Below are 19,729 nucleotides of genomic sequence, written 5' to 3' on the forward strand. Positions count from 1 at the left end.
TACCCCCCCCCCGGAACGCGCCGCCCGGGAACGCCCGGGAACGGCGAAGGGCGGCCCCGGGTGGGGCCGCACCTGTGCGGGCCGTGCGGGCCGTGCCGGGCCGGGCGTCAGCGCGAGCGGCGGGAGAGGCGCTCGACGTCCATCAGGACGACCGCGCGGGCCTCCAGCTTCAGCCAGCCGCGGCCGGCGAAGTCGGCCAGCGCCTTGTTGACGGTCTCGCGGGAGGCGCCGACCAGCTGGGCCAGCTCCTCCTGGGTGAGGTCGTGGGAGACGTGGATGCCCTCCTCCGACTGCACGCCGAAGCGGCGGGAGAGGTCGAGCAGCGCCTTGGCGACACGGCCGGGCACGTCCGAGAAGACCAGGTCGGACATGACGTCGTTGGTGCGGCGCAGCCGGCGGGCGATGGCGCGCAGCAGCGCGATCGACACCTCGGGGCGGGCGTGCAGCAGCGGCAGCAGGTCACCGTGACCGAGGCCGAGCAGCTTGACCTCGGTCAGCGCGGTGGCGGTGGCGGTGCGCGGACCCGGGTCGAAGAGCGACAGCTCGCCGATCATCTCGCTGGGGCCGAGCACGGCGAGCATGTTCTCGCGGCCGTCCGGCGAGGCGCGGTGCAGCTTCACCTTGCCCTCGACCACGACGTACAGCCGGTCGCCCGGGTCGCCCTCGTGGAACAGCGACTCGCCGCGGGCGAGGGTCACCTCGGTCATGGAAGCGCGCAGCTCAGCGGCCTGGTCGTCGTCGAGGGCCGCGAACAGCGCGGCGCGGCGAAGAACGTCGTCCACGTGCTTCCTCCTGCATCGTCCGGTGGTGTTTCTCACCACCAAGGATGGCGCATGTCGCTCCGATCATATGAGGAGGGGTCTGCCGTCGAGCGTCCTACGCGGCCATTCGCACCCGCCCGTACCAGCGCTGCGGCCCCGTTCGGGGCGTCAGCCGCCCGTCCGGGCGGGGAGCAGGGCGATTTCGGCGGGCTCCAGGACGGTGCCGGCGGCAGCCGCGGAGTCACGGATCGTGGCGGGCCGGCTCGCGCCGGGGATCGGGACGGCCACCGGGGAGAGGGCGAGCAGCCAGGCCAGGCAGATCCGCTGCGGCGAGACGCCGCGGGCGGCGGCGACCCGGTGGAAGGGCGTGTCCGCCGGGCCGAGCGCCGACGGGCCGTCCAGGGAGCTGCGGGAGATACCGCCGAGCGGGCTCCACGGCAGGAAGGCGAGGCCGAGCTCCTCGCAGAGCCGTAGCTCCGGCTCACCGGTGCGGTCGGTGGGGGAGTAGCGGTTCTGCACCGAGACCAGGCCGGCGCCCAGGATCGCACGGGCCTCCCGGATCTGCGCGGAGTCGGCGTTGGAGATCCCGGCGGCGCGGATCTTCCCGGCTTCCAGCAGGTCCCGCAGGGCGCCGACCGAGTCGGCCCACGGCACCCGCGGGTCCGGCTTGTGCAGCTGGTACAGGCCGATCGCCTCGGTGCCGAGGCGCCGCAGCGACTCCTCGCAGGCCCGGCGCAGGTGCTCGGGGCGGCCGTCGACCGTCCACGAGCCGTCGCCGGGCCGTCCGCGGCCGCCCTTGGTGGCCACCAGCACCCCCGAGCGGTCGCCGCGGCGGGCCAGCGCGCGGGCGATCAGCAGTTCGTTGTGGCCGCGCTCGCCGGCGTGCCAGTGGTAGGAGTCGGCGGTGTCGATCAGGGTGACGCCCGCGTCCAGGGCGGCGTGGACGGTGGCGATCGCCGCCTCCTCGTCCGGGCGGCCCTCGACGGAGAGCGGCATCGCGCCGAGGCCGATCGCGGAGACGGCGGTGCCGCCGATGGTGCGCCGGCGCATGTCAGCGCTCCCTTCCGGCTGTGACGGCTGCGGCGGCCGCGGCGGCCTCGACGGCCTCGTCGATCGCACCGGGCAGCCAGTCGGCCGTCCGGGCGAGCGGGAAGCCGAGGGCGAGGGCCCGGCCGTTGTCCATGGCGTACGAGCGGTCGAAGGAGAACGGCGAGGCGTCGGCGCCGTCCGCGGCGCGGTAGCGGGCCGTGGTGCCGATCCGTTCGGCGACCAGGTCGGAGATTTCGACGGCGGTGAGTGCGCCGTGCGAGCAGGCGTTGAGCGGGCCGACGGCGTCGGACCCGGCCGCCCGGGCGAGGACGGCGGCGATCTCGCGGTGGTGCACGAAGGAGGTCGGCCGGGCGTCCGGGTGGACCGCGACCGGGTGGCCGGCCGCGACCAGGTCCACGTAGTGCGCCAGCCGGCCGGTGAAGTCCCGGGCGCCGCCGCCGAGCACGTGGGCGCTGCGGACGCTCGCCCAGGAGAACGGCGCGGACCGTGCCAGCACCGCCTCCGCCTGCCGCTTGCCCTCCGCGTAGCCGGTCGCCGCGTCGAAGTGCCGGGCCAGCGCCCGCGGATCGTGCCAGGGCAGCGTGAGGTCGACGGCCCAGCCGGCCGGGTCGACCAGCCCCTCGGCGACGGGCGCGTCCGAGGCCGGGACGAGCGGGGAGGTCGCCGGGTCGTAGACCTCCATGGTCGAGGTCATCACGTAACGCGGGGTGCGGTCGGCGAAGACCCGGCAGGCCACGGCGGCCTGCGCCGGGGTGTAGAGCACCTGGTCGACCACCGCGTCGAAGGTCCGCCCGCCGAGCGCGGCGGTCAGCGCGGCCTCGTCGGAGCGGTCCGCGCGGATGTGCTCGACGCCCGGGGGAGGCGCGGCGGAGCCGCGGTTGACCAGGGTGACCGCGACGCCCGACCGCTGGAGCAGGGAGACCAGGTGCAGACCGAAGTACCGGCTTCCGCCGATGATGCAGACGCTTCTCATGGCTCCACCCTGCTGGCGTACCGTCAGCAGCGGAACTGGCGACCTGCTGAACCGGTCGTAAGCCGAACTGTCGACGAGGGGAGACCGCGGTGATCGACGTCCAACGGCTCAGAGTGCTGCAGGCGGTCGCCGAGCACGGCAGCTTCAACCGGGCGGCGGCCGCGCTGCTGATCACCCCGTCCGCCGTCTCCCAGCAGGTCGCCGCCCTCGAACGGGGCCTCGGCACGCTGGTCGTCGAGCGCTCCACGCGCGGCGTCACGCTGACCGAAGCCGGCCGGCTCATGGTCGAGGCGGCCGCCGCGATCGGCGCCGAACTGCGGCACGCCCGGGAGCAGATCGACCGGCTCGCCGCGCCGCGGCCGCGGCTGACCGTGGCCACCTTCACCACCGGGGGCCGCCACCTGCTGCCGGCCGCCCTGGCCCGGTTCGCCGCCGCGTACCCGGAGGCCGAACTGCACGTGCTGGAACGGGAACCGGAGGACAGCCTGCCGATGGTCCGGCAGGGCGTCGCGGACCTCGCGATCGCCTACCACTTCGACGGGCCGCTGCCCGTGCAGCCCGGCGACCGCTCCGGCCTCGACTGGACGCCGCTGATGGACGACCCGCTCTCCGTGGTGCTCCCGGACACCCACCCGCTGGCCGGCCGCGAGGAACTGGACCTCGCCGAACTCGCCGACGACCGCTGGGTGGTGGGCTGCTCGAAGACCGAAGCCTTTCTGCACCGGCACGCGGAGCTCGCCGGCTTCGACCTGCGGGTCGCCGGCAGTACCACCGACTACTTCTTCGCCCGGTCGCTGGTCGCCGCCGGGGTCGGCGTCTCCCTGGTGCCCTCCGTGGCGCTGGAGCCGGCCTTCCCGGGCACCCGGACGGTGCCGGTGCGGCCGCCGCGGCCCGTCCGGCACTTCGGCATCGCCGTCGCCCGGCGGCGCCGCCCGCAGCCGTACGCCGAGGCGCTGGCCCGGCTGCTGCAGGCGCAGACGGGCACCGGCTGAGGGCGGTCAGCGGTGCAGGACGGCGCTGGCGTTGCGGAAGTCGACACGGGCGCCGCGGCGACGCGTCCGGGCGCTGTCGGCGTGGGCGCGGCGGCCGGCGGTGGCCATCGCGTCCTGCGCGGTGAGGGCGCGGACGGCGAAGCTCTGGGTGCCGGTGCGGCCGTCGTGGTGGGTGGTGGGCACGGTGACCAGCCACAGCGGGTGGTGGTACGCGGGGCGGCCGGCCCGCGGGGCGGTGGCGGCGGTGGTGGCGGCGGGGCGCGGACGCGCCCCGGCCGGTGGGAGGCCGATGGTCATGGGGGGCTGGCCCTCCTCGGACGGCACAGGCGGTCGCGTGGGGGCGCGACCGTCAGCGGGTGGGGCGGCTGACCTGCGGGGATGGCACAGGAGGAGGGGCCGCGCGGGGTGGTGGCGGCGTAGTCCCGACCATGCGCCCGGCCGGTCGGGGAGTCAAGTGTTACTCGGCAGTATGAATGTAACTTTCTGCAAGACCTTGCTGTCGCGTGCCGCGGCGGCCTGCGCCCGCGCCGGAAAGGCGCCGCCGGCCGGGTCGACCGTTTTCGGAAACGGCCGAACGGTCAGGCCCCGGGGGGCGGGGCGGTGCTCTTGCGGACCACCAGGCTGGTGGCGAGCTCCAGGCGGGCGGCGCTGCCGCCCTCGGCGCGCATCCGGATCAGCATCTGCGCCGCCTCCTCGGCCATCTGGCGCAGCGGCTGGTGCACGGTGGTGAGCGCCGGGCTGGTCCACTGGGCGATCGGGACGTCGTCGTAGCCGACCACCGAGAGGTCGTCCGGGACCTTCAGCCCGTGCACCCGGGCGGCCTCCAGCACGCCGAGCGCCTGCAGGTCGCTGCCGGCGAAGATCGCGGTCGGCCGGTCGGGTCGGGCCAGCAGCTCCGTCGCGCGGCGGCGGCCGCCCTCGACGTGGAAGTCGCCGAAGGAGACGTACCCGGCGGGGATCTCCAGCCCGGCCATGCCCATCGCGGAGCGGAAGCCGTCCAGCCGGGCCAGGGAGCAGAGCATGTCCTCGGGTCCGGTGATGATGGCGATCCGGCGGTGCCCGCACTCGATGAGGTGGCGGGTCGCGGCGAGGCCGCCGGCCCAGTTCGCCGAGCCCACCGACGGGACGTCCGGCTCGGGGTCGCCGGCCGGGTCGATGATGACGAACGGGATGGCGCGGGACCGGAGTTGCTGCTTGACCTCGAGCGGCAGGCTGGAGAAGACCAGCACCACGCCGAGCGGCCGGCGGCGCAGCACGCCCTCGATCCAGCTCGGGTCGGGCGCGTGCCGGGTGCCGCTCTCGGTGAGCACCACGCTGGCCTCGTGCTCCTTGGCGACGTTCTCGACGCCGCGGATCAGCTCCATCGCCCAGAGGTTGTCGAGCTCGGGAAAGACGATCTCGACGAGCGGGGCCTCCCAGGCCGATTTGGGCGTCCGCTGGTAGCCGTGGATCTCCAACAGGCGCTCGACCTTGAGGCGGGTCGGCCGGGAGACGTCCTGCCTCCCGTTGAGAACTTTCGAAACCGTGGACACGGAGACGCCGGCCTCCTCGGCCACCTGGGCGAGGGTGACGCGACCGCTCTCCTCCTCTTCTCGCATGGCGTGCAGCATAGGGCACGTGTCCAGGTCACGTTCTGGTAACTGTGCGACCGGGGGTTGACCCCCCTCGGAGCGCGGTTCTAGCGTCGCAGCGCGCCAAGAATTTCGGTAATGATGCCGAAAGATTTCGAAAGGCACCGCGATGAGAAGACACGCTCGGCTCTCCCGTGCACTGGCCGCCGGCAGCGCGGCCGTGGTTCTGGGGATGACCCTGACCGCCTGCGGCAGCGGCTCCGGCTCCTCCGGGGACAGCGGCTCGGGTGAGATCCACGTCCTGGTCTACGGGGACGCCACCAACAAGGTCGAGAAGCAGATCGTCGACACCTTCAACAAGACGTCGAAGGTCAAGGCCGTCCTGGACACCATTCCGGGCGCGGACTACCAGCAGAAGCTGCAGACGATCATCAACACCAAGCAGGCCCCGGACGTCTTCTTCAACTGGGGCGGCGGCAGCATCAAGCCCTTCGTCGACGCCGGCCTGCTGATGCCGCTCGACGACATGATCGCCAAGGACCCGGGTCTCAAGGCCAACTTCCTGCCGTCCGTCTTCGACACCGCCGTGGTCGACGGCAAGGCCTACGGCGTCCCGATGCGCGGCACCCAGCCGGTGCTGCTCTTCAGCAACACCAAGGTCCTCGCCGACGCCGGCGTGGCCGCGCCCAAGACCTTCGACGAACTGCTCGCCACGGTGCAGACGCTCAAGGCCAAGGGCGTCACCCCGATCGCCCTCGGCGGCGGCGACCAGTGGCCGACCCTGATGTGGTTCGAGTACCTCTACGACCGGGTGGCCGGCCCCGAGCTGTTCCAGAAGGCGCTCGGCGGCGACAAGGCGGCCTGGGCGAGCGAGGACAGCCGCAAGGCGCTCGGCATGATCAAGCAGCTGATCGACGCCGGCGCGTTCGGCACCAACTTCGACTCGGTGAAGTTCACCGACGGCGGCTCCCCGGCCCTGCTCGCCCGCGGCAAGGCGGCCTTCGAGCTGATGGGCTCCTGGGAGTACTCCACCCAGCAGGACGCCAACCCGGACTTCACCAAGGCCAGCCTCGGCTACGGCTCCTTCCCGACCGTCGCCGGCGGCAAGGGCGACCCGAAGAACGTGGTCGGCAACACCAACAACTTCTACTCCGTGCTGAAGAAGACCAAGCACCCGGAGGCCGTCGCGGAGTTCCTCAAGCTCCAGTACTCCGACGAGTTCGTGCAGGGGCAGATGGCGATCGGCAACCTGCCGACCACCACCAACACCCCCAAGTTCCTCAGCGGCGCGGCCAACCCCGCCTACTCCACCTTCCAGTTCGACCTGGTGAAGGCCGCGCCGTCGTTCCAGCTGTCGTGGGACCAGGCGTACCCGCCGGCCGCGATCACGCCCATCCACCAGGCCGTCCAGCAGTTCTTCAACGGCCAGATCGACGAGAACGGCTTCGTCAAGGCCATGCAGGCCCTGCCGTCCTCCTGACACCAGACAGGTCGCACCATGACCACAACTCTTGCCACCGGGGCCGTGACACAGCGGCGGCCGGCGAGCCGGGCGGGCACCGCGGTGACCCGCCCCGGCTTCGCCTGGGCCCTGCCCGCCACGGTCTTCTTCGTCCTCTTCGCGATCGTCCCGCTCGTCCTGGTCGCCGTCCTCTCCTTCACCCGCTGGAACGGCCTCGGCTCACCGGAGTTCGCCGGACTGGACAACTGGAGCCGGCTGTTCGACGACCCCGTGATGGTCAAGAGCCTGTGGCTGAGCCTGCTGCTCACCCTGCTCGGCGTGGCCGTCCAGACCCCGATCAGCATCCTGCTCGGGGTCTGGGCGGCCGGGAACCAGCGCAACCGGGCCGTGCTGTCGGCGATCTACTTCGTGCCGCTGCTGCTCTCCGCCACCGCCGTCTCGGTGCTGTGGCGGGCCCTGCTCGACCCGAACTTCGGCATCCCGGCCGAGGCCGAGTGGCTGTTCGGCGACGGCAACCTGTTCGGTACGCAGACCGGCGCGATCGGCGTGCTGGTGCTCGTCGGCGCCTGGCAGTTCACCCCGTTCCACACGCTCATCTACCAGGGCGCCGCCCGCGCCGTCCCGCAGGTGCTCTACCAGGCCGCCGCGATCGACGGGGCCGGCACGGTACGGCAGTTCTTCCACATCACGCTGCCGCAACTGCGCAACGCGATCATCACCTCGGTGATCCTCATGGTGGTCGGCGGCCTCACCACGTTCGACACGGTGCTCATCCTCACCCAGGGCGGGCCCGGCACCGACACCACCATCAGCGCCTACTACATGTACCAAAAGGCCTTCAAGGGCTTCGACTTCGGCACCGGATCGGCGGTCGCCCTGCTGCTCGTCCTGGTGGCCACCGTCATCTCGCTCGTCGTCGTCCGGCTCTCCGGCTACGACCGGATGCGCAGCACCACGGAGGGCCTGTGATGAGACGACGCCCCAACGTCCTGGCCGGATTCGGCTCGCTGGTCTGGCTGTTCGTCGTCGGCCTGCCGCTGTACACCCTGCTCGCCGCCACCCTGCAGAGCCGCGCCGACTACGCGGCGAACGGCCCGCTCGGCCTGCCGACCCACCTGACCCTGCAGAACTACCTGGACGACCTGGACGGCGGCTTCGGCCAGTACTTCCTCAACACCGTCATCGTCACGGTGAGCGTGGTCGCCATCGTGCTGCTGGTCGTCCCGCCGCTGTCGTACGCGATCGTGCGCAGCCGCGGCCGGACGACGAACCTCGCGTTCCGGCTGTTCCTGCTCGGCCTCGCGATCCCCGCCCAGGCCGTGATCGTGCCGATGTTCTACGTCATCAGCAAGGCCGGACTGTACGACAACCTGATCGGTGTGATCCTGCCGACCGCGGCCTTCTCGCTGCCGGTCTGCACCCTCGTCCTCACCGGCGTGATGCGCGACATCACGCCCGAGCTCTACGAGGCGATGGCGATGGACGGCGCCGCACCCTGGCGGGTCTTCCTCCAGCTCGTGCTGCCGCTCTCCAAGGGCGGGCTCTCCACCATCACCGTCTTCTCCGCCCTCCAGGCCTGGAACGGCTTCCTCTTCCCGCTGGTGCTGACCCAGTCCGACGAGACCAAGGTGATCACCCTCGGCCTCTACGACTTCCAGACCCAGTACGGCATCAACGTCCCCGGGCTGCTGGCCGCCGTCGTGCTGTCCATGATCCCGATCCTGCTCGTCTACCTGTTCGCCCGCCGCGCCCTCGTCCAGGGGCTCATGGGCGTCGGAGGAAAGTGACCGACACATGAACCTGGCCGTAGAGACCGCCTCCGCCGTCCCCGCCTGGCAGGACACCGCCCTGGAGCCGGGCGGGCGGGCCGACGCCCTGATCGCCGCCATGACCCTCCGGGAGAAGATCGCCCAGCTGTTCGGCGTCTGGGTCGGCGCCTCCGACGAGGGCGGCGAGGTCGCCCCCTACCAGCACGAGATGGACGAGCCGCCCGCCCTCGACACCCTGCTGCCGCACGGACTCGGCCAGCTCACCCGGCCGTTCGGCACCGCCCCCGTCGACCCGGCCACCGGCGCGCTCTCGCTGATGCGCACCCAGCGGCGGATCGCCGCGGCCAACCGCTTCGGCATCCCCGCCGTCGCCCACGAGGAGTGCCTGGCCGGCTTCGCCGCCTGGAAGGCCACCGCCTACCCCGTGCCGCTCGCCTGGGGCGCCGCCTTCGACCCCGCACTGATCCGCCGCATGGCCGCCGCGATCGGCCGCGACATGCGCTCGGTCGGCGTCCACCAGGGTCTCGCCCCCGTCCTGGACGTCGTCCGCGACGCCCGCTGGGGCCGGGTCGAGGAGACCATCGGCGAGGACCCGTACCTGGTCGGCACCGTCGGTACCGCCTACGTGCAGGGCCTGGAGTCCGCCGGGATCGTCGCCACCCTCAAGCACTTCGCCGGCTACTCCGCCTCCCGCGCGGGCCGCAACCTCGCCCCGGTCGGCATGGGCGCCCGTGAGCGCGCCGACGTCATCCTGCCGCCCTTCGAGATGGCCGTCCGCGAGGGCGGCGCCCGCTCCGTGATGCACGCCTACACCGACACCGACGGCGTGCCTTCCGCCGCCGACGAGCGCCTGCTCACCGAACTCCTCCGCGACACCTGGGGATTCACCGGCACCGTGGTCGCCGACTACTTCGGCATCGGCTTCCTGCGCACCCTGCACGGCGTCGCCGGCAGCTGGGACGAGGCCGCCGGCGCGGCCCTCGAAGCCGGCGTCGACGTCGAACTGCCCACCGTGAAGACCTTCGGCGAACCGCTCGTCGAGGCGGTCGCCGCCGGCCGCGTCCCCGAGCACCTGATCGACCGCGCCCTGCGCCGCGTCCTCGTCCAGAAGGCCGAACTCGGCCTGCTCGACCCCGACTGGACGCCCGTCCCGGCGGTCCTCGCCGGCGCCGACCTCACCGTCCCCGCCGCCCTGCGCGGCAGCGTCGACCTCGACCCGGCCGAGAACCGCGCCCTCGCCCGCGAGATCGCCGAGCGCTCCGTCGTCCTGCTCCGCAACGACGGCACCCTGCCACTGGCCCGGCCCGCCCGGATCGCCCTGATCGGCCCCACCGCCGACGAGGCCACCGCCGTCCTCGGCTGCTACGCCTTCCCGGTGCACGTCGGCCGCCAGCACCCCGACACCCCGGTCGGCCTGCGGCTGCCCACCCTGCGCGAGGCGCTGGCTGCCGAGTTCCCCGACAGCGCGCTCACCGTGCTGCCCGGCGCCGGCATCGACACCGCCGACACCTCCGGCTTCGCCGCGGCCGTCGCCGCCGCCCGCGAGGCCGACGTGGTCGTGCTCGCCCTCGGCGACCGCGCCGGGCTGTTCGGCCGCGGCACCAGCGGCGAGGGCTGCGACGCCGAGTCGCTGGAACTCCCCGGCGTCCAGCAGCAGCTGCTCGACACCCTGCTCGACACCGGCACCCCCGTCGTGGTCGCGCTGCTCGCCGGCCGGCCGTACGCGCTCGGCCGCGCCGTCACCGAGGCCGCCGCGGTCGTCCAGACGTTCTTCCCCGGCGAGGAGGGCACCGGAGCACTCGCCGGCGTGCTGAGCGGCCGGGTCGAGCCGTCCGGCCGACTGCCCGTCAGCGTGCCCCGTCGCCCCGGCGTCCAGCCCTCCTCCTACCTCGCCGCCCGGCTCGCCGGACCGACCGACGTCTCCAGCACCGACCCGACCCCGGCGTACGGCTTCGGCCACGGCCTCACCTACACCTCCTTCGACTGGTCCGACCTCACCGTCGAGACCGGCCGGACGGACACCGCCGGCGAGTTCCGGCTCGCCCTCACCGTGCGCAACAGCGGCGAACGGCCCGGCACCGAGGTCGTCCAGCTCTACCTGCACGACCCGGTCGCCTCCGTGGTGCAGCCCGTCCAGCGGCTGATCGGCTACCTGCGGCTGCCGCTCGCCGCCGGCGAGGAGCGCCGGATCACCGTCACCGTCCCCGCCGACCTGGCCTCCTTCACCGGCCGCGGCGGCCGCCGGATCGTCGAACCCGGCGCCCTGGAGCTCCGCCTCGCCGCTTCCAGCACCGACCCGAGGCTCACTGCCGCGGTCGAGCTCACCGGCCCCGTCCGCACGGTCGACCACACCCGCCGGCTGCACCCCGTCTTCGACGTGCGGTAGCCGCCCCCCGGACCCCACCTGCCCCGGCCCCATGCACCCCGGGACCCGCTTCCCCGGAGTGCGGCGGCCGAGGCCGGGGCAGGTGGACCACGACCGAACGCACCACAGGCCGAAGGAGTCGACGTTGTACACCGACCTGCCCGAGGACGCACTCCGCTCGTACCGCAGCACCCAGACCGAGCCCGCCGACTTCGACGCCTTCTGGCGCAGGACTCTCGACGAGGCCCGGGCCGCGGGCGCCGGGACCACCGCCGTCCCCGTGCCGACCGGCCTCACCACCGTCGACACCTTCGACGTGACCTTCCCCGGCTACGCGGGCGAACCCGTCCGGGCCTGGCTGCGGCTGCCCCGCGGCGCGGACGGCCCGCTGCCCGCCGTCGTCCAGTACGTCGGCTACGGCGGCGGCCGGGGCCACGTCCTGGAGAACCTCGTCTGGGCCTCCGCCGGCTTCGCCCACCTGCAGATGGACACCCGCGGCCAGGGCTCGGTCTGGAGCCGCGGCGACACCCCCGACTCAGGGCCCGCCGGGCCGCAGGTCCCCGGAGTGATGACCCGCGGCATCGAGGACCCGCACGGCTACTACTACCGGCGGCTGTTCACCGACGCAGTCCGCGCCGTGGACGCCGTCCGCACCCTGCCCGCGGTCGACCCGGACCGCGTCGCCGTCATGGGCGACAGCCAGGGCGGCGGCACCGCCCTCGCCGCGGCCGGACTCGTCCCCGACCTCGCCGCGGTCGTCGCCCACGTGCCCTTCCTCTGCGACTTCCCGCGGGCCGTGGTCGTCACCGACGCCCACCCGTTCCGCGAGATCGCCGACTACCTGGCGACTCACCGCGGCCGGGACGAGCAGGTGCACCGCACGCTCTCCTACATGGACGGCGTCCACTTCGCCGCCCGCGCCACCGCCCCGGCCCGCTTCTCCGCCGCGCTCATGGACCAGGTCGTCCCGCCGTCCACCGTGTTCGCCGCCCACAACGCCTACGCCGGACCGAAGGAGATCGACGTCTGGCGCTACAACGGCCACGAGGCCGGCGGCCCGGACGACCACGCGGCCGCCCTCCGCTTCCTCCGCCGTCACCTCGGCGCGTAAGGCCCGGGCAGAGCGAACAGGGGCGCGGGGAACTGCGCAGTCCGTACGGTCACCCACTACCGGACCGCGCAGCTCCCCGCGCCCCTTGGTTGCTCGTCAGGCCGCCGAAGCCACCGCGCCGGGCGCGGCCGCCGCAGCGGGCCTCGGGTTCAGCAGACGCTCCGCCAGGTGGCCGAAGAGCAGGCCGAAGCCCAGCCACAGGGTGGCCTGCACGGCCAGCGTCGCCAGGCGGAACTGCCACAGCAGCGTCGCCGAGAAGTCCGCCGGCACCTCGTTGAAGGACGGCAGGAAGGCGTACGCCAGCCCCACCGCCACCGCGAAGGCGGCGGCCGCCACCACCGTGGCGTTCCAGTTGCCCAGCCGCGGCGCCAGCCGCCGCCCCAGGACCAGCGCCGCCAGCGTCAGCAGCAGCCCCAGCAGCATCATCAGGAAGTACAGCGTGGTGCGCTGCCCGATGGTGTCCGGATTGCCCACCGCCGGCGGGTTGGCCGGGTACTTGAGGAAGGGGACGACGTACAGCGCGACCAGGCCGGTGCCGGAGACCAGCATCGCCGTCGCCCGCGGACCGAACCGGCCGATCCGTCCCAGCGCGAAGCAGTACGCCAGGGCGATGATGCCGCCCAGCGCGATGCCGTACACCAGGATGCCGGTCGCCAGACCGGCCGTGGACTGCATCGACCGGCTGACCAGTTCCACGCCCCCCTCGTGCGAGTGGGGCTGGGACTCCTCGAAGGCGATCGCGGCGTCGACCCGCGGCTCGCCGAGCAGGTAGGCGACCAGCAGGGCGGGCACGGCTGCGCCCAGCCCGCCCAGCATGCCGCGGACGAGCAGGGATCTGACAGGTGTGGAGTTGTTCACGGTTCCCGTCCCATCAGTGGCAGGGGAAGCCGAGCAGGTGACGACCGTCGTGCACCCACTCGTGCACGTTCTCGCCGGAGATCAGGGAGACGGCGCCCTGTTCGGCGCCGACGAAGTAGATGAGGGTCATCATCAGGATGCCGAAGAACACCGCCCACGGCAGGATCGCCTTGACGGAGAGCGGCGCGGACTGGCCGACGGGGGAGACGACCGCGGGTGCGGCGGACTGGGCCATGGCAGAACCTCCTCGGGAACTCGCGTCCCGCTAGATGGTGCACACACGACGGCAGTGGGTCTGACTCACCGTCGGCCCGCCCCGTCGAGGAGCGAACCGTCGGCACACAGTGGCGCGACCGTGCCGGAGTCTCACCGGGCTTCCGTCGTGCCGTCGTACATCGCCAAGAAGGTACCGTCAGCCGCAGGGCCCGCCAAGGGCGTGCGGACGGCGCATTCACCACCCCGGTGCCCGGGGACGCCCCGACAGGACCGACCGCCGGCGGTGACTCGCGTGCCCGGCAATGGAGTTGGGGGAGGACCCGCAGTGCGCGTGACATTGATCTCAGCGGCCATGAGCGAGGCCGCACGGCAGGCCCGCTTCGACGACGGCGGCCCGCTCGACGCCCACGGCCTGCGCGCCGCCGAGGCCGCCGCCGGCACCCTCCGGCCGGCCGGACGCGTCCTGGTCTCCCCGTCCCCCCGGTGCCGGCAGACCGCCGAGGCCCTCGGCCTGCCGGCGCCCGTCGACGAACCCGCGCTGGCCGGCTGCGACGCCGGCCGCTGGCGGGGCCGCACCCTCGACGAGGTCGCCGCCGCCGAACCCGAGGCACTCGCCCGCTGGCTCGCCGACTCCACCGCCGCCCCGCACGGCGGCGAACCCCTCCGGGCCCTGCTGGACCGGGTCGCCGACTGGCTGACCGCCCTCCCCGAGGACACGCCGGCGGTGACCGCCGTCGTCGAACCTGACACCGTCCGCGCCGCCGCCGTGCACGCCCTCGGCGCCCCGCCCGCCGCCTTCTGGCGGCTCGACGTCCGCCCGCTCACCGCCACCCACCTCTCCGGCCGCTCCGGCCGTTGGAACCTCGGCTGCGGCCGACCGCTCTGACATCCCGCCGACCCGTCCGGCCCGGCGGTCCCCGGCGTCGGTGCCCGGCCCTAAGGTGCCGTGCCGTGACGATCCTGATGACCGACGCCGGCCCGGTGGCACCGGACGCCCTGCTCACCCGCACCGGCGGGACACCCCTCGCGCCCGCCGGGACGGCCTGGCCGCACTGCGCGACCTGCGAAGGCCCGATGCAGTTCCTCGCCCAGATCCTGCTGGACGACCTCGGCCGGCACGCCGGCACCGGCGCCTCGGACGGGCGGGGCCTGCTCGCCCTGTTCATGTGCCGGAACAACCCCGGCGGCTGCCAGGAATGGAGCCCGCGCGCAGGCGGCAACCGGGCCCTCCTGCTGCCCGCCGAGGGCGCCCGGCCACTGCCGCTGCCGGACCTCGACGAGCACGCCGACGAGGACGACGACCCCCGACTGCTCGGCGCCGTCCGCGCCGTCTCCCACCAGCCGGCGCCCGGTACCGGCTACGCCCGCGCCCGCCTCCGGCCCACCCCCGGGCGACCGCTCGGGCAACTCGGCGGCGAACCCGGCTGGCTGCAGTACGACGAGACGCCGGAATGCCCCGGCTGCGCCCGCCCGATGCCCTTCGCCGCCCAACTCGAGGAGGGCCCCGACCCCGTCACCGCGATGAACTTCGGGGGCGGCGGCAGCGCGTACGCCTTCGCCTGCGAGCCCTGCGATCACGCGGCCTTCCTCTGGCAGTGCTGACGACGAGCGCCGCCACCGCACCACCGACCCGCGCACCACTGACCCGTGCCGCACCGCCACCCCCGCACTTCCATCGCCGCACTTCCACCGCCGCAGTTCGCCGAGCCGGGCGACCCGCGTCGGCGTGAGCCGTAGTCTGATGAGCATGGCGAAGAGTGGCGGCGCGGCGGCCCGGGGCGGGCCGGGGCTCAAGAAGGCAGCGTTCCCGAAGACGCACCTGGCGACGGTGCGGCAGGCGCGGAGGATCAACCGGGCACTGGCGGAGGTCTACCCCTACGCCCACCCGGAGCTGGACTTCGACAACCCGTTCCAACTGCTGGTGGCCACCGTGCTGTCGGCGCAGACCACCGACCTTCGGGTGAACCAGACCACGCCGGCGCTCTTCGCCAAGTACCCGACACCGGAGGACATGGCGGTGGCGGTGCCGGAGGAGCTGGAGGAGATCATCCGGCCGACCGGCTTCTTCCGGAACAAGGCCAAGTCCCTGCTCGGCCTCTCCGCGGCCCTGCGGGACAACTTCGGCGGCGAGGTCCCCGGCCGCCTGGAGGACCTCGTCACCCTGCCCGGCGTCGGCCGCAAGACCGCCAACGTCGTCCTCGGCAACGCCTTCGGCGTCCCCGGCATCACCGTCGACACCCACTTCGGCCGACTCGTCCGCCGCTTCGGCTGGACGCAGGAGGAGGACCCGGAGAAGGTCGAGGCCGCGGTCGCCGCGATCTTCCCCAAGTCCGAGTGGACGATGCTCTCGCACCGCGTCGTCTTCCACGGCCGCCGCGTCTGCCACTCCCAGAAGCCGGCCTGCGGTGCCTGCCCGATCACCGCGCTCTGCCCCTCCTACGGCGCGGGCGAGACCGACCCGGAGAAGGCCGCGAAGCTGCTCAAGTACGAGCTCGCCGGCAAGCCCGGCCAACGCCTGCGCCCGCCCGCCGACTTCCCGGGGGAGGCCGCGGCCCGGGCCGAGGCCGCCGCGCACGACGGCGAGGTCGCGGACATGGCGGTCGCCGGATGACCGTCGCGATCGAACCGGGTGGCCTGCCCGACTGGCTGCAGCCGGTCCGTGCCGCCGCCGAGACGGTGCTCCCCGAGCAGCTCAGCCGCTTCCTCCCGCCGGCCTCCGGCGGCCGGCCGTCCGCCGTCCTCATGCTCTTCGGCCACGGCGAGGCCGGGCCCGACCTGCTGCTCATCGAGCGGGCCCGCTCGCTGCGGTCGCACGCCGGGCAGCCGTCCTTCCCCGGCGGCGCGCTCGACCCGGAGGACGGCGACCCGGCCGGCCCCGGTCCGGTCGCGGCGGCCCTGCGGGAGGCCCGCGAGGAGACCGGCCTCGACCCGGCGGGCGTGCAGGTCTTCGCGACCCTGCCCGCGCTCTACATCCCGGTCTCCGGCTTCGTGGTCACCACCGTGCTGGGCTGGTGGCGGGAGGAGAGCCCGGTGGAGCCGGTGGACCCGGCCGAGACCGGTGCCGTCTTCCGGGTGCCGCTGACCGACCTCACCGACCCGGCGAACCGCGCCCGGCTGCGCCACCCCTCCGGCCACATCGGTCCGGCCTTCGAGGTGGCGGACCGGCTGGTGTGGGGCTTCACCGCCGGGGTGATCGACCGGGTGCTGCACTACAGCGGCCTGGAACGGCCCTGGGACACCCGGCGTACCCTGACCCTCTCCGACGAGGCCCTGCACCTCACCCGGCCGGACCGGCAGCGCGACCGGGGCTCGCCGGCACCGCGCTGAGCACCCGGACCCGGTGGCCCGTGGAGGTTCCGGTCCCCGTCCATGGGAGGGTATCTGGGTGAATGTCCTGGATCTGCTGTTGATCGCCGCCGCGGTGGGCTTCGCCGTGTCCGGCTACCGACAGGGCTTCGTGGTGGGCGTGCTCTCCGTCCTCGGGTTCCTCGGCGGCGGCCTGATCGCGGTCCAGCTGCTGCCACTGCTGCTGCGCCAGCTCGGTCCGGGCACCACGGCCTCGGTGGTCGCTGTCGTCGTGGTGATCGTGTTCGCCGCGGTCGGCCAGGCGATCACCACGCACTTCGGCTGGAAGCTGCGCGGCCGGATCGGCCGCGGCCGGGCGAAGACCCTGGACGCGATCGGCGGCTCGGTGGTCAACGTGGTCTCGATGCTGCTGGTCGCCTGGCTGATCGGCTCGGCGCTGGCCGGCACCTCGCTGCCCACCGTCTCCAAGCAGGTCCGCACCTCGAAGGTGCTGTCCACCGTCCAGGACGCGCTGCCCGCGGACGCGCCGAACTGGTTCTCCGACTTCAGCAAGGAACTCGCCCGCAACGGCTTCCCGCAGGTCTTCAACCCCTTCGAGCGGGAGCCGATCACCGAGGTCGAGGCGCCGGACCCGGCGCTGGCCGGCAGCGAGGCCGTCCAGCGGGCCCGGCAGAGCCTGGTCAAGGTGGTCGGTACGGCGCCGTCCTGCGGCAAGACCCTGGAGGGCAGCGGCTTCGTGTTCGCCCCGCACCGGGTGATGACCAACGCGCACGTGGTGGGCGGCGTCGACGAGCCCACCGTGCAGATCGGCGGCACCGGCCGGGTCTACGACGCCACCGTGGTCCGCTACGACTGGCAGCGCGACATCGCCGTGCTGGACGTCCCCAAGCTGAACGCCCCGCCGCTCTCCTTCGCCGGCGACGCGCGCACCAACGACAGCGCGATCGTCGCGGGCTTCCCGGAGAACGGCGCGTTCAACGTCCAGCCCGCCCGCATCCGCGGCCGGATCCAGGCCAACGGGCCGGACATCTACCACCGCGGCCAGGTCGTCCGCGACGTGTACTCGGTGCGCTCCCTCGTCCGCCAGGGCAACAGCGGAGGGCCGCTGCTCACCCCGAACGGCGAGGTGTACGGCGTGGTCTTCGCCAAGTCGCTGGACAGCGCCGACACCGGCTACGTGCTCACCGCCGCCGAGGTGCTCCAGGACGCCACCCAGGGAGCGACCGCCACGGCCAGGGTGGACACCGAGGGCTGCGCGCTCTGAGCCGGTCGCCCGGGAACCGTCGGGCCGGACAGTCGTCGGGCCGGGGGGCACCGGGCCCGGATGCCGCCGGGCCGCTGTCGGGTCAGCCCTCGCGGCGGAGCCGGGCGCCCACCCAGCGGGCGCGCCGGCCCAGGATGCGAGGGATGCCGAGGCGGTGCGTTCCCGTGCCGTCCGGCTGTCCCGGGGCGGCTCCGGCGCGCCACTCGGACTGGTGGGACTGGCTCTGCGAGCTGCTGCTCCCACGACGGCGTCGGCGCGGTGCGGCATCGCGATCGGGCATCCAGGTCATACCGGGAGGATGCCCCTGGGCCAGGAGGAGTAACCACCTCCGGACTTCCCACCTGGCTTATGCGACTGTCATATGAGTGATGGTCAGATTTCTGGGACCAGTTCGACGGCGCTCAGTCCTTGTGCTGCCCCACCCAGGCCAGCAGCTCCTCGGTGAACTCCTCGGGAGTCTCCTCGTGCGGGAAGTGCCCGACACCGGGCATCAACCGCCACCGGTACGGCGCCTCCACGTACTCGCCCGCCCCCAGCGCGGTGTGCGCCAGCAACACCGGATCGGCGGCACCCTGGACGTGCAGGGTCGGCGCGGTGATCGGCTTCTTCATCCGGCGCGCGAACTGGATGCCGTCCGGCCGGGCCATCGACCGCAGCAGCCACCGGTACGGCTCGATCGAGCAGTGCGCCGTGGACGGGACCTGGATCGCCTGCCGGTAGGCCTCCACGGCCTCCGGCTCGATGCCGTTCGGGCCGGTCCAGGCGCGCAGGTACTCGCCGACCAGCGCGGCGTCGTCCGCGACCAGCCGCCGCTCCGGGATCCACGGCCGCTGGAAGCCCAGCACGTGCTCGAAGGCGGCGATCTGGCGCCGGTCGGTGAGCAGCGCACGGCGCAGGTGCCGCGGGTGCGCCGCCGAGACGACGGTCAGGCTGCGGATCACCGACGGCCGCATCACGGCCGCCACCCAGGCCAGCGCACCGCCGGTGGCGTGGCCGACGAGATGGGCGTGCCGCTCGCCGAGCGACCGGATCACCCCCGTGATGTCCAGCGCCAGGTTGGCCGGGTCGTAGCCGCGCGGGGTGCGGTCGCTGCCACCGATGCCGCGCAGGTCCAGGGCGACGGCCCGGTACCCGGCCTCGGCGAGCGCGGTCATCTGGTGGCGCCAGGCCCACCAGTACTCCGGCCAGCCGTGCACCAGCAGCACCAGCGGGCCGTCACCGGCCTCGGCGATGTGGAAACGGGCCCCGTTGGCGGCGAGGTCGCGGTGCGTCCACGGGCCCGGCGAGCGGACGTTCCAGGGAGCCCCGGACCCGGCCGGGCCCCCGGCGGAGGCGGACACGGACCGGCCCGCGGCGGGCCGGGACGTCCCGGGTCGGGGCTCGACGGGCTTCGCGGGCACGGGCTTCTGGTCCAGCGGCATACCGAGAGCCTGTCATACGCGTGCTACGAACACGTCTCCGGCACTCGCGTCGCTTCGCAACGATCCGGCACGGATCGCAGACCGAGGGGTCAGGAGATCCGGCCGAGCGCCCGGTCGATCTCCTCCTTGGTGGCCGGCCGCGGGCGCGCGTTCTTCAGCACGTCCGCCGTCGCCTGGGCGCCCTCGATCGCCCGGTGCGGCTTCTCGATCTTCTTGAACGAGCGCATCGCCAGCAGGCCCAGCAGGCCGGCCAGCACCAGGTAGGCGCCGCCGACGATCAGGAAGGACCAGCCGAGGGTCAGTCCGAGCGCCTGCAGGCCGTAGGCCGCGGCGAAGCTGAGCATCGGGATGGACGCGAGCGCCACCACACCCGCGACCGTGACGGAGACACCGCCGGTCACACCGCGCTTGACGTCCGCCCGGATCTCCGCCTTGGCCAGCGCGATCTCGTCGTGCACCAGGGCCGAGAGGTCGGTGGTCGCCGCCGCGAACAGCTCGCCGATGGAACGCTCGCCCTCGTAGGGGGCCCGGCCTGCGGTTCCTGCGGACATCGGCGGTTCTCCTTCTCGGCGGCTGCACTCGTTCGACAGCTCAGCATCATGCCTCCCCG

Annotated in this window: 20 protein-coding genes and 1 riboswitch; of the genes, 11 read left to right on the top strand and 9 right to left on the bottom strand. The window is 73.6% G+C overall.

Annotation, left to right across the window (positions count from 1 at the left end; all coding sequences use genetic code 11):
* Window positions 1-107: 107 nt before the first annotated feature.
* The 3 genes from AB0P35_RS16355 to AB0P35_RS16365 all read right to left on the bottom strand — a co-directional run bounded on the left by AB0P35_RS16355 (window position 108) and on the right by AB0P35_RS16365 (window position 2,784).
* Complete coding sequence (locus AB0P35_RS16355; protein ID WP_095874069.1) at window positions 108-782, bottom strand: Crp/Fnr family transcriptional regulator; 675 nt, start codon at window positions 780-782, stop codon at window positions 108-110.
* 147 nt (window positions 783-929) lie between these two features.
* Window positions 930-1,811: an aldo/keto reductase gene (locus tag AB0P35_RS16360; RefSeq protein ID WP_363511163.1), complete on the bottom strand. Its 882-nt coding sequence runs from the start codon at window positions 1,809-1,811 to the stop codon at window positions 930-932.
* A gap of 1 nt (window position 1,812) precedes the next feature.
* Window positions 1,813-2,784 carry an NAD-dependent epimerase/dehydratase family protein gene (locus AB0P35_RS16365; protein WP_363511165.1) on the bottom strand — a complete coding sequence of 324 codons (972 nt, stop codon included), beginning with the start codon at window positions 2,782-2,784 and terminating at the stop codon, window positions 1,813-1,815.
* A gap of 89 nt (window positions 2,785-2,873) precedes the next feature.
* On the opposite strand from AB0P35_RS16365, the gene AB0P35_RS16370 reads away from it, so the two are divergent.
* Window positions 2,874-3,776 carry a LysR family transcriptional regulator gene (locus AB0P35_RS16370; protein ID WP_363511167.1) on the top strand — a complete coding sequence of 301 codons (903 nt, stop codon included), beginning with the start codon at window positions 2,874-2,876 and terminating at the stop codon, window positions 3,774-3,776.
* Between the two features lie 6 nt (window positions 3,777-3,782).
* Here the strand turns inward: AB0P35_RS16370 and AB0P35_RS16375 are convergent, their stop codons facing one another.
* Both AB0P35_RS16375 and AB0P35_RS16380 read right to left on the bottom strand, forming a co-directional pair.
* Complete coding sequence (locus tag AB0P35_RS16375) at window positions 3,783-4,073, bottom strand: hypothetical protein (protein WP_363511169.1); 291 nt, start codon at window positions 4,071-4,073, stop codon at window positions 3,783-3,785.
* A gap of 281 nt (window positions 4,074-4,354) precedes the next feature.
* Window positions 4,355-5,386: a LacI family DNA-binding transcriptional regulator gene (locus tag AB0P35_RS16380; RefSeq protein ID WP_363511171.1), complete on the bottom strand. Its 1,032-nt coding sequence runs from the start codon at window positions 5,384-5,386 to the stop codon at window positions 4,355-4,357.
* A gap of 130 nt (window positions 5,387-5,516) precedes the next feature.
* Between AB0P35_RS16380 and AB0P35_RS16385 the strand changes: the two genes are divergently transcribed.
* From AB0P35_RS16385 to AB0P35_RS16405, 5 genes are all read left to right on the top strand, one after another.
* Complete coding sequence (locus tag AB0P35_RS16385) at window positions 5,517-6,827, top strand: extracellular solute-binding protein (protein ID WP_363511173.1); 1,311 nt, start codon at window positions 5,517-5,519, stop codon at window positions 6,825-6,827.
* 18 nt (window positions 6,828-6,845) lie between these two features.
* Window positions 6,846-7,778, top strand: coding sequence for a sugar ABC transporter permease (locus AB0P35_RS16390; RefSeq protein WP_363511175.1), 933 nt, complete (start codon window positions 6,846-6,848; stop codon window positions 7,776-7,778).
* Entirely contained in the window at window positions 7,778-8,596 is an 819-nt protein-coding gene (locus AB0P35_RS16395) for a carbohydrate ABC transporter permease (RefSeq protein WP_363511177.1), read from the top strand. Before AB0P35_RS16390 ends, AB0P35_RS16395 begins: the two co-directional genes overlap by 1 nt.
* A 7-nt stretch (window positions 8,597-8,603) precedes the next feature.
* Window positions 8,604-10,964, top strand: coding sequence for a glycoside hydrolase family 3 N-terminal domain-containing protein (locus AB0P35_RS16400; protein WP_363511179.1), 2,361 nt, complete (start codon window positions 8,604-8,606; stop codon window positions 10,962-10,964).
* A gap of 124 nt (window positions 10,965-11,088) precedes the next feature.
* A complete protein-coding gene (locus AB0P35_RS16405) occupies window positions 11,089-12,054 on the top strand; it encodes an acetylxylan esterase (protein ID WP_363511181.1) in 966 nt (321 codons plus the stop codon).
* A gap of 96 nt (window positions 12,055-12,150) precedes the next feature.
* Here the strand turns inward: AB0P35_RS16405 and AB0P35_RS16410 are convergent, their stop codons facing one another.
* Together AB0P35_RS16410 and AB0P35_RS16415 are read right to left on the bottom strand one after the other, a co-directional pair.
* A complete protein-coding gene (locus AB0P35_RS16410) occupies window positions 12,151-12,912 on the bottom strand; it encodes a CbtA family protein (protein ID WP_363511183.1) in 762 nt (253 codons plus the stop codon).
* Between the two features lie 13 nt (window positions 12,913-12,925).
* Entirely contained in the window at window positions 12,926-13,147 is a 222-nt protein-coding gene (locus AB0P35_RS16415; protein WP_095874081.1) for a CbtB-domain containing protein, read from the bottom strand.
* Between the two features lie 32 nt (window positions 13,148-13,179).
* Window positions 13,180-13,341, bottom strand: a riboswitch (cobalamin riboswitch).
* Window positions 13,342-13,480: 139 nt separating this feature from the next.
* Between AB0P35_RS16415 and AB0P35_RS16420 the strand changes: the two genes are divergently transcribed.
* From AB0P35_RS16420 to AB0P35_RS16440, 5 genes are all read left to right on the top strand, one after another.
* Window positions 13,481-14,014 carry a histidine phosphatase family protein gene (locus AB0P35_RS16420; protein WP_363511255.1) on the top strand — a complete coding sequence of 178 codons (534 nt, stop codon included), beginning with the start codon at window positions 13,481-13,483 and terminating at the stop codon, window positions 14,012-14,014.
* Window positions 14,015-14,079: 65 nt separating this feature from the next.
* Window positions 14,080-14,730: a DUF1963 domain-containing protein gene (locus tag AB0P35_RS16425; RefSeq protein WP_363511185.1), complete on the top strand. Its 651-nt coding sequence runs from the start codon at window positions 14,080-14,082 to the stop codon at window positions 14,728-14,730.
* A 145-nt stretch (window positions 14,731-14,875) separates the two neighbouring features.
* A complete protein-coding gene (gene nth, locus AB0P35_RS16430; RefSeq protein ID WP_095875566.1) occupies window positions 14,876-15,739 on the top strand; it encodes an endonuclease III in 864 nt (287 codons plus the stop codon).
* On the top strand, window positions 15,736-16,455 hold the full coding sequence (locus AB0P35_RS16435) for a CoA pyrophosphatase (RefSeq protein ID WP_363511188.1): 720 nt from the start codon (window positions 15,736-15,738) through the stop codon (window positions 16,453-16,455). The genes nth and AB0P35_RS16435 overlap by 4 nt, the downstream gene beginning before the upstream one ends.
* 58 nt (window positions 16,456-16,513) lie before the next feature.
* Window positions 16,514-17,698, top strand: coding sequence for a MarP family serine protease (locus AB0P35_RS16440; RefSeq protein WP_095874084.1), 1,185 nt, complete (start codon window positions 16,514-16,516; stop codon window positions 17,696-17,698).
* A gap of 401 nt (window positions 17,699-18,099) precedes the next feature.
* On the opposite strand, the gene AB0P35_RS16445 is transcribed toward AB0P35_RS16440, so the two are convergent.
* Window positions 18,100-19,119 (bottom strand): alpha/beta hydrolase, encoded by a 1,020-nt coding sequence (locus tag AB0P35_RS16445; RefSeq protein WP_363511192.1) that lies wholly within the window; start codon window positions 19,117-19,119, stop codon window positions 18,100-18,102.
* An 89-nt stretch (window positions 19,120-19,208) separates the two neighbouring features.
* Window positions 19,209-19,670: a phage holin family protein gene (locus AB0P35_RS16450; protein ID WP_095874086.1), complete on the bottom strand. Its 462-nt coding sequence runs from the start codon at window positions 19,668-19,670 to the stop codon at window positions 19,209-19,211.
* Window positions 19,671-19,729: the final 59 nt, after the last annotated feature.

Origin of the sequence: Kitasatospora sp. NPDC085879, assembly GCF_040686255.1 — a bacterium.
Lineage (GTDB): Bacteria > Actinomycetota > Actinomycetes > Streptomycetales > Streptomycetaceae > Kitasatospora.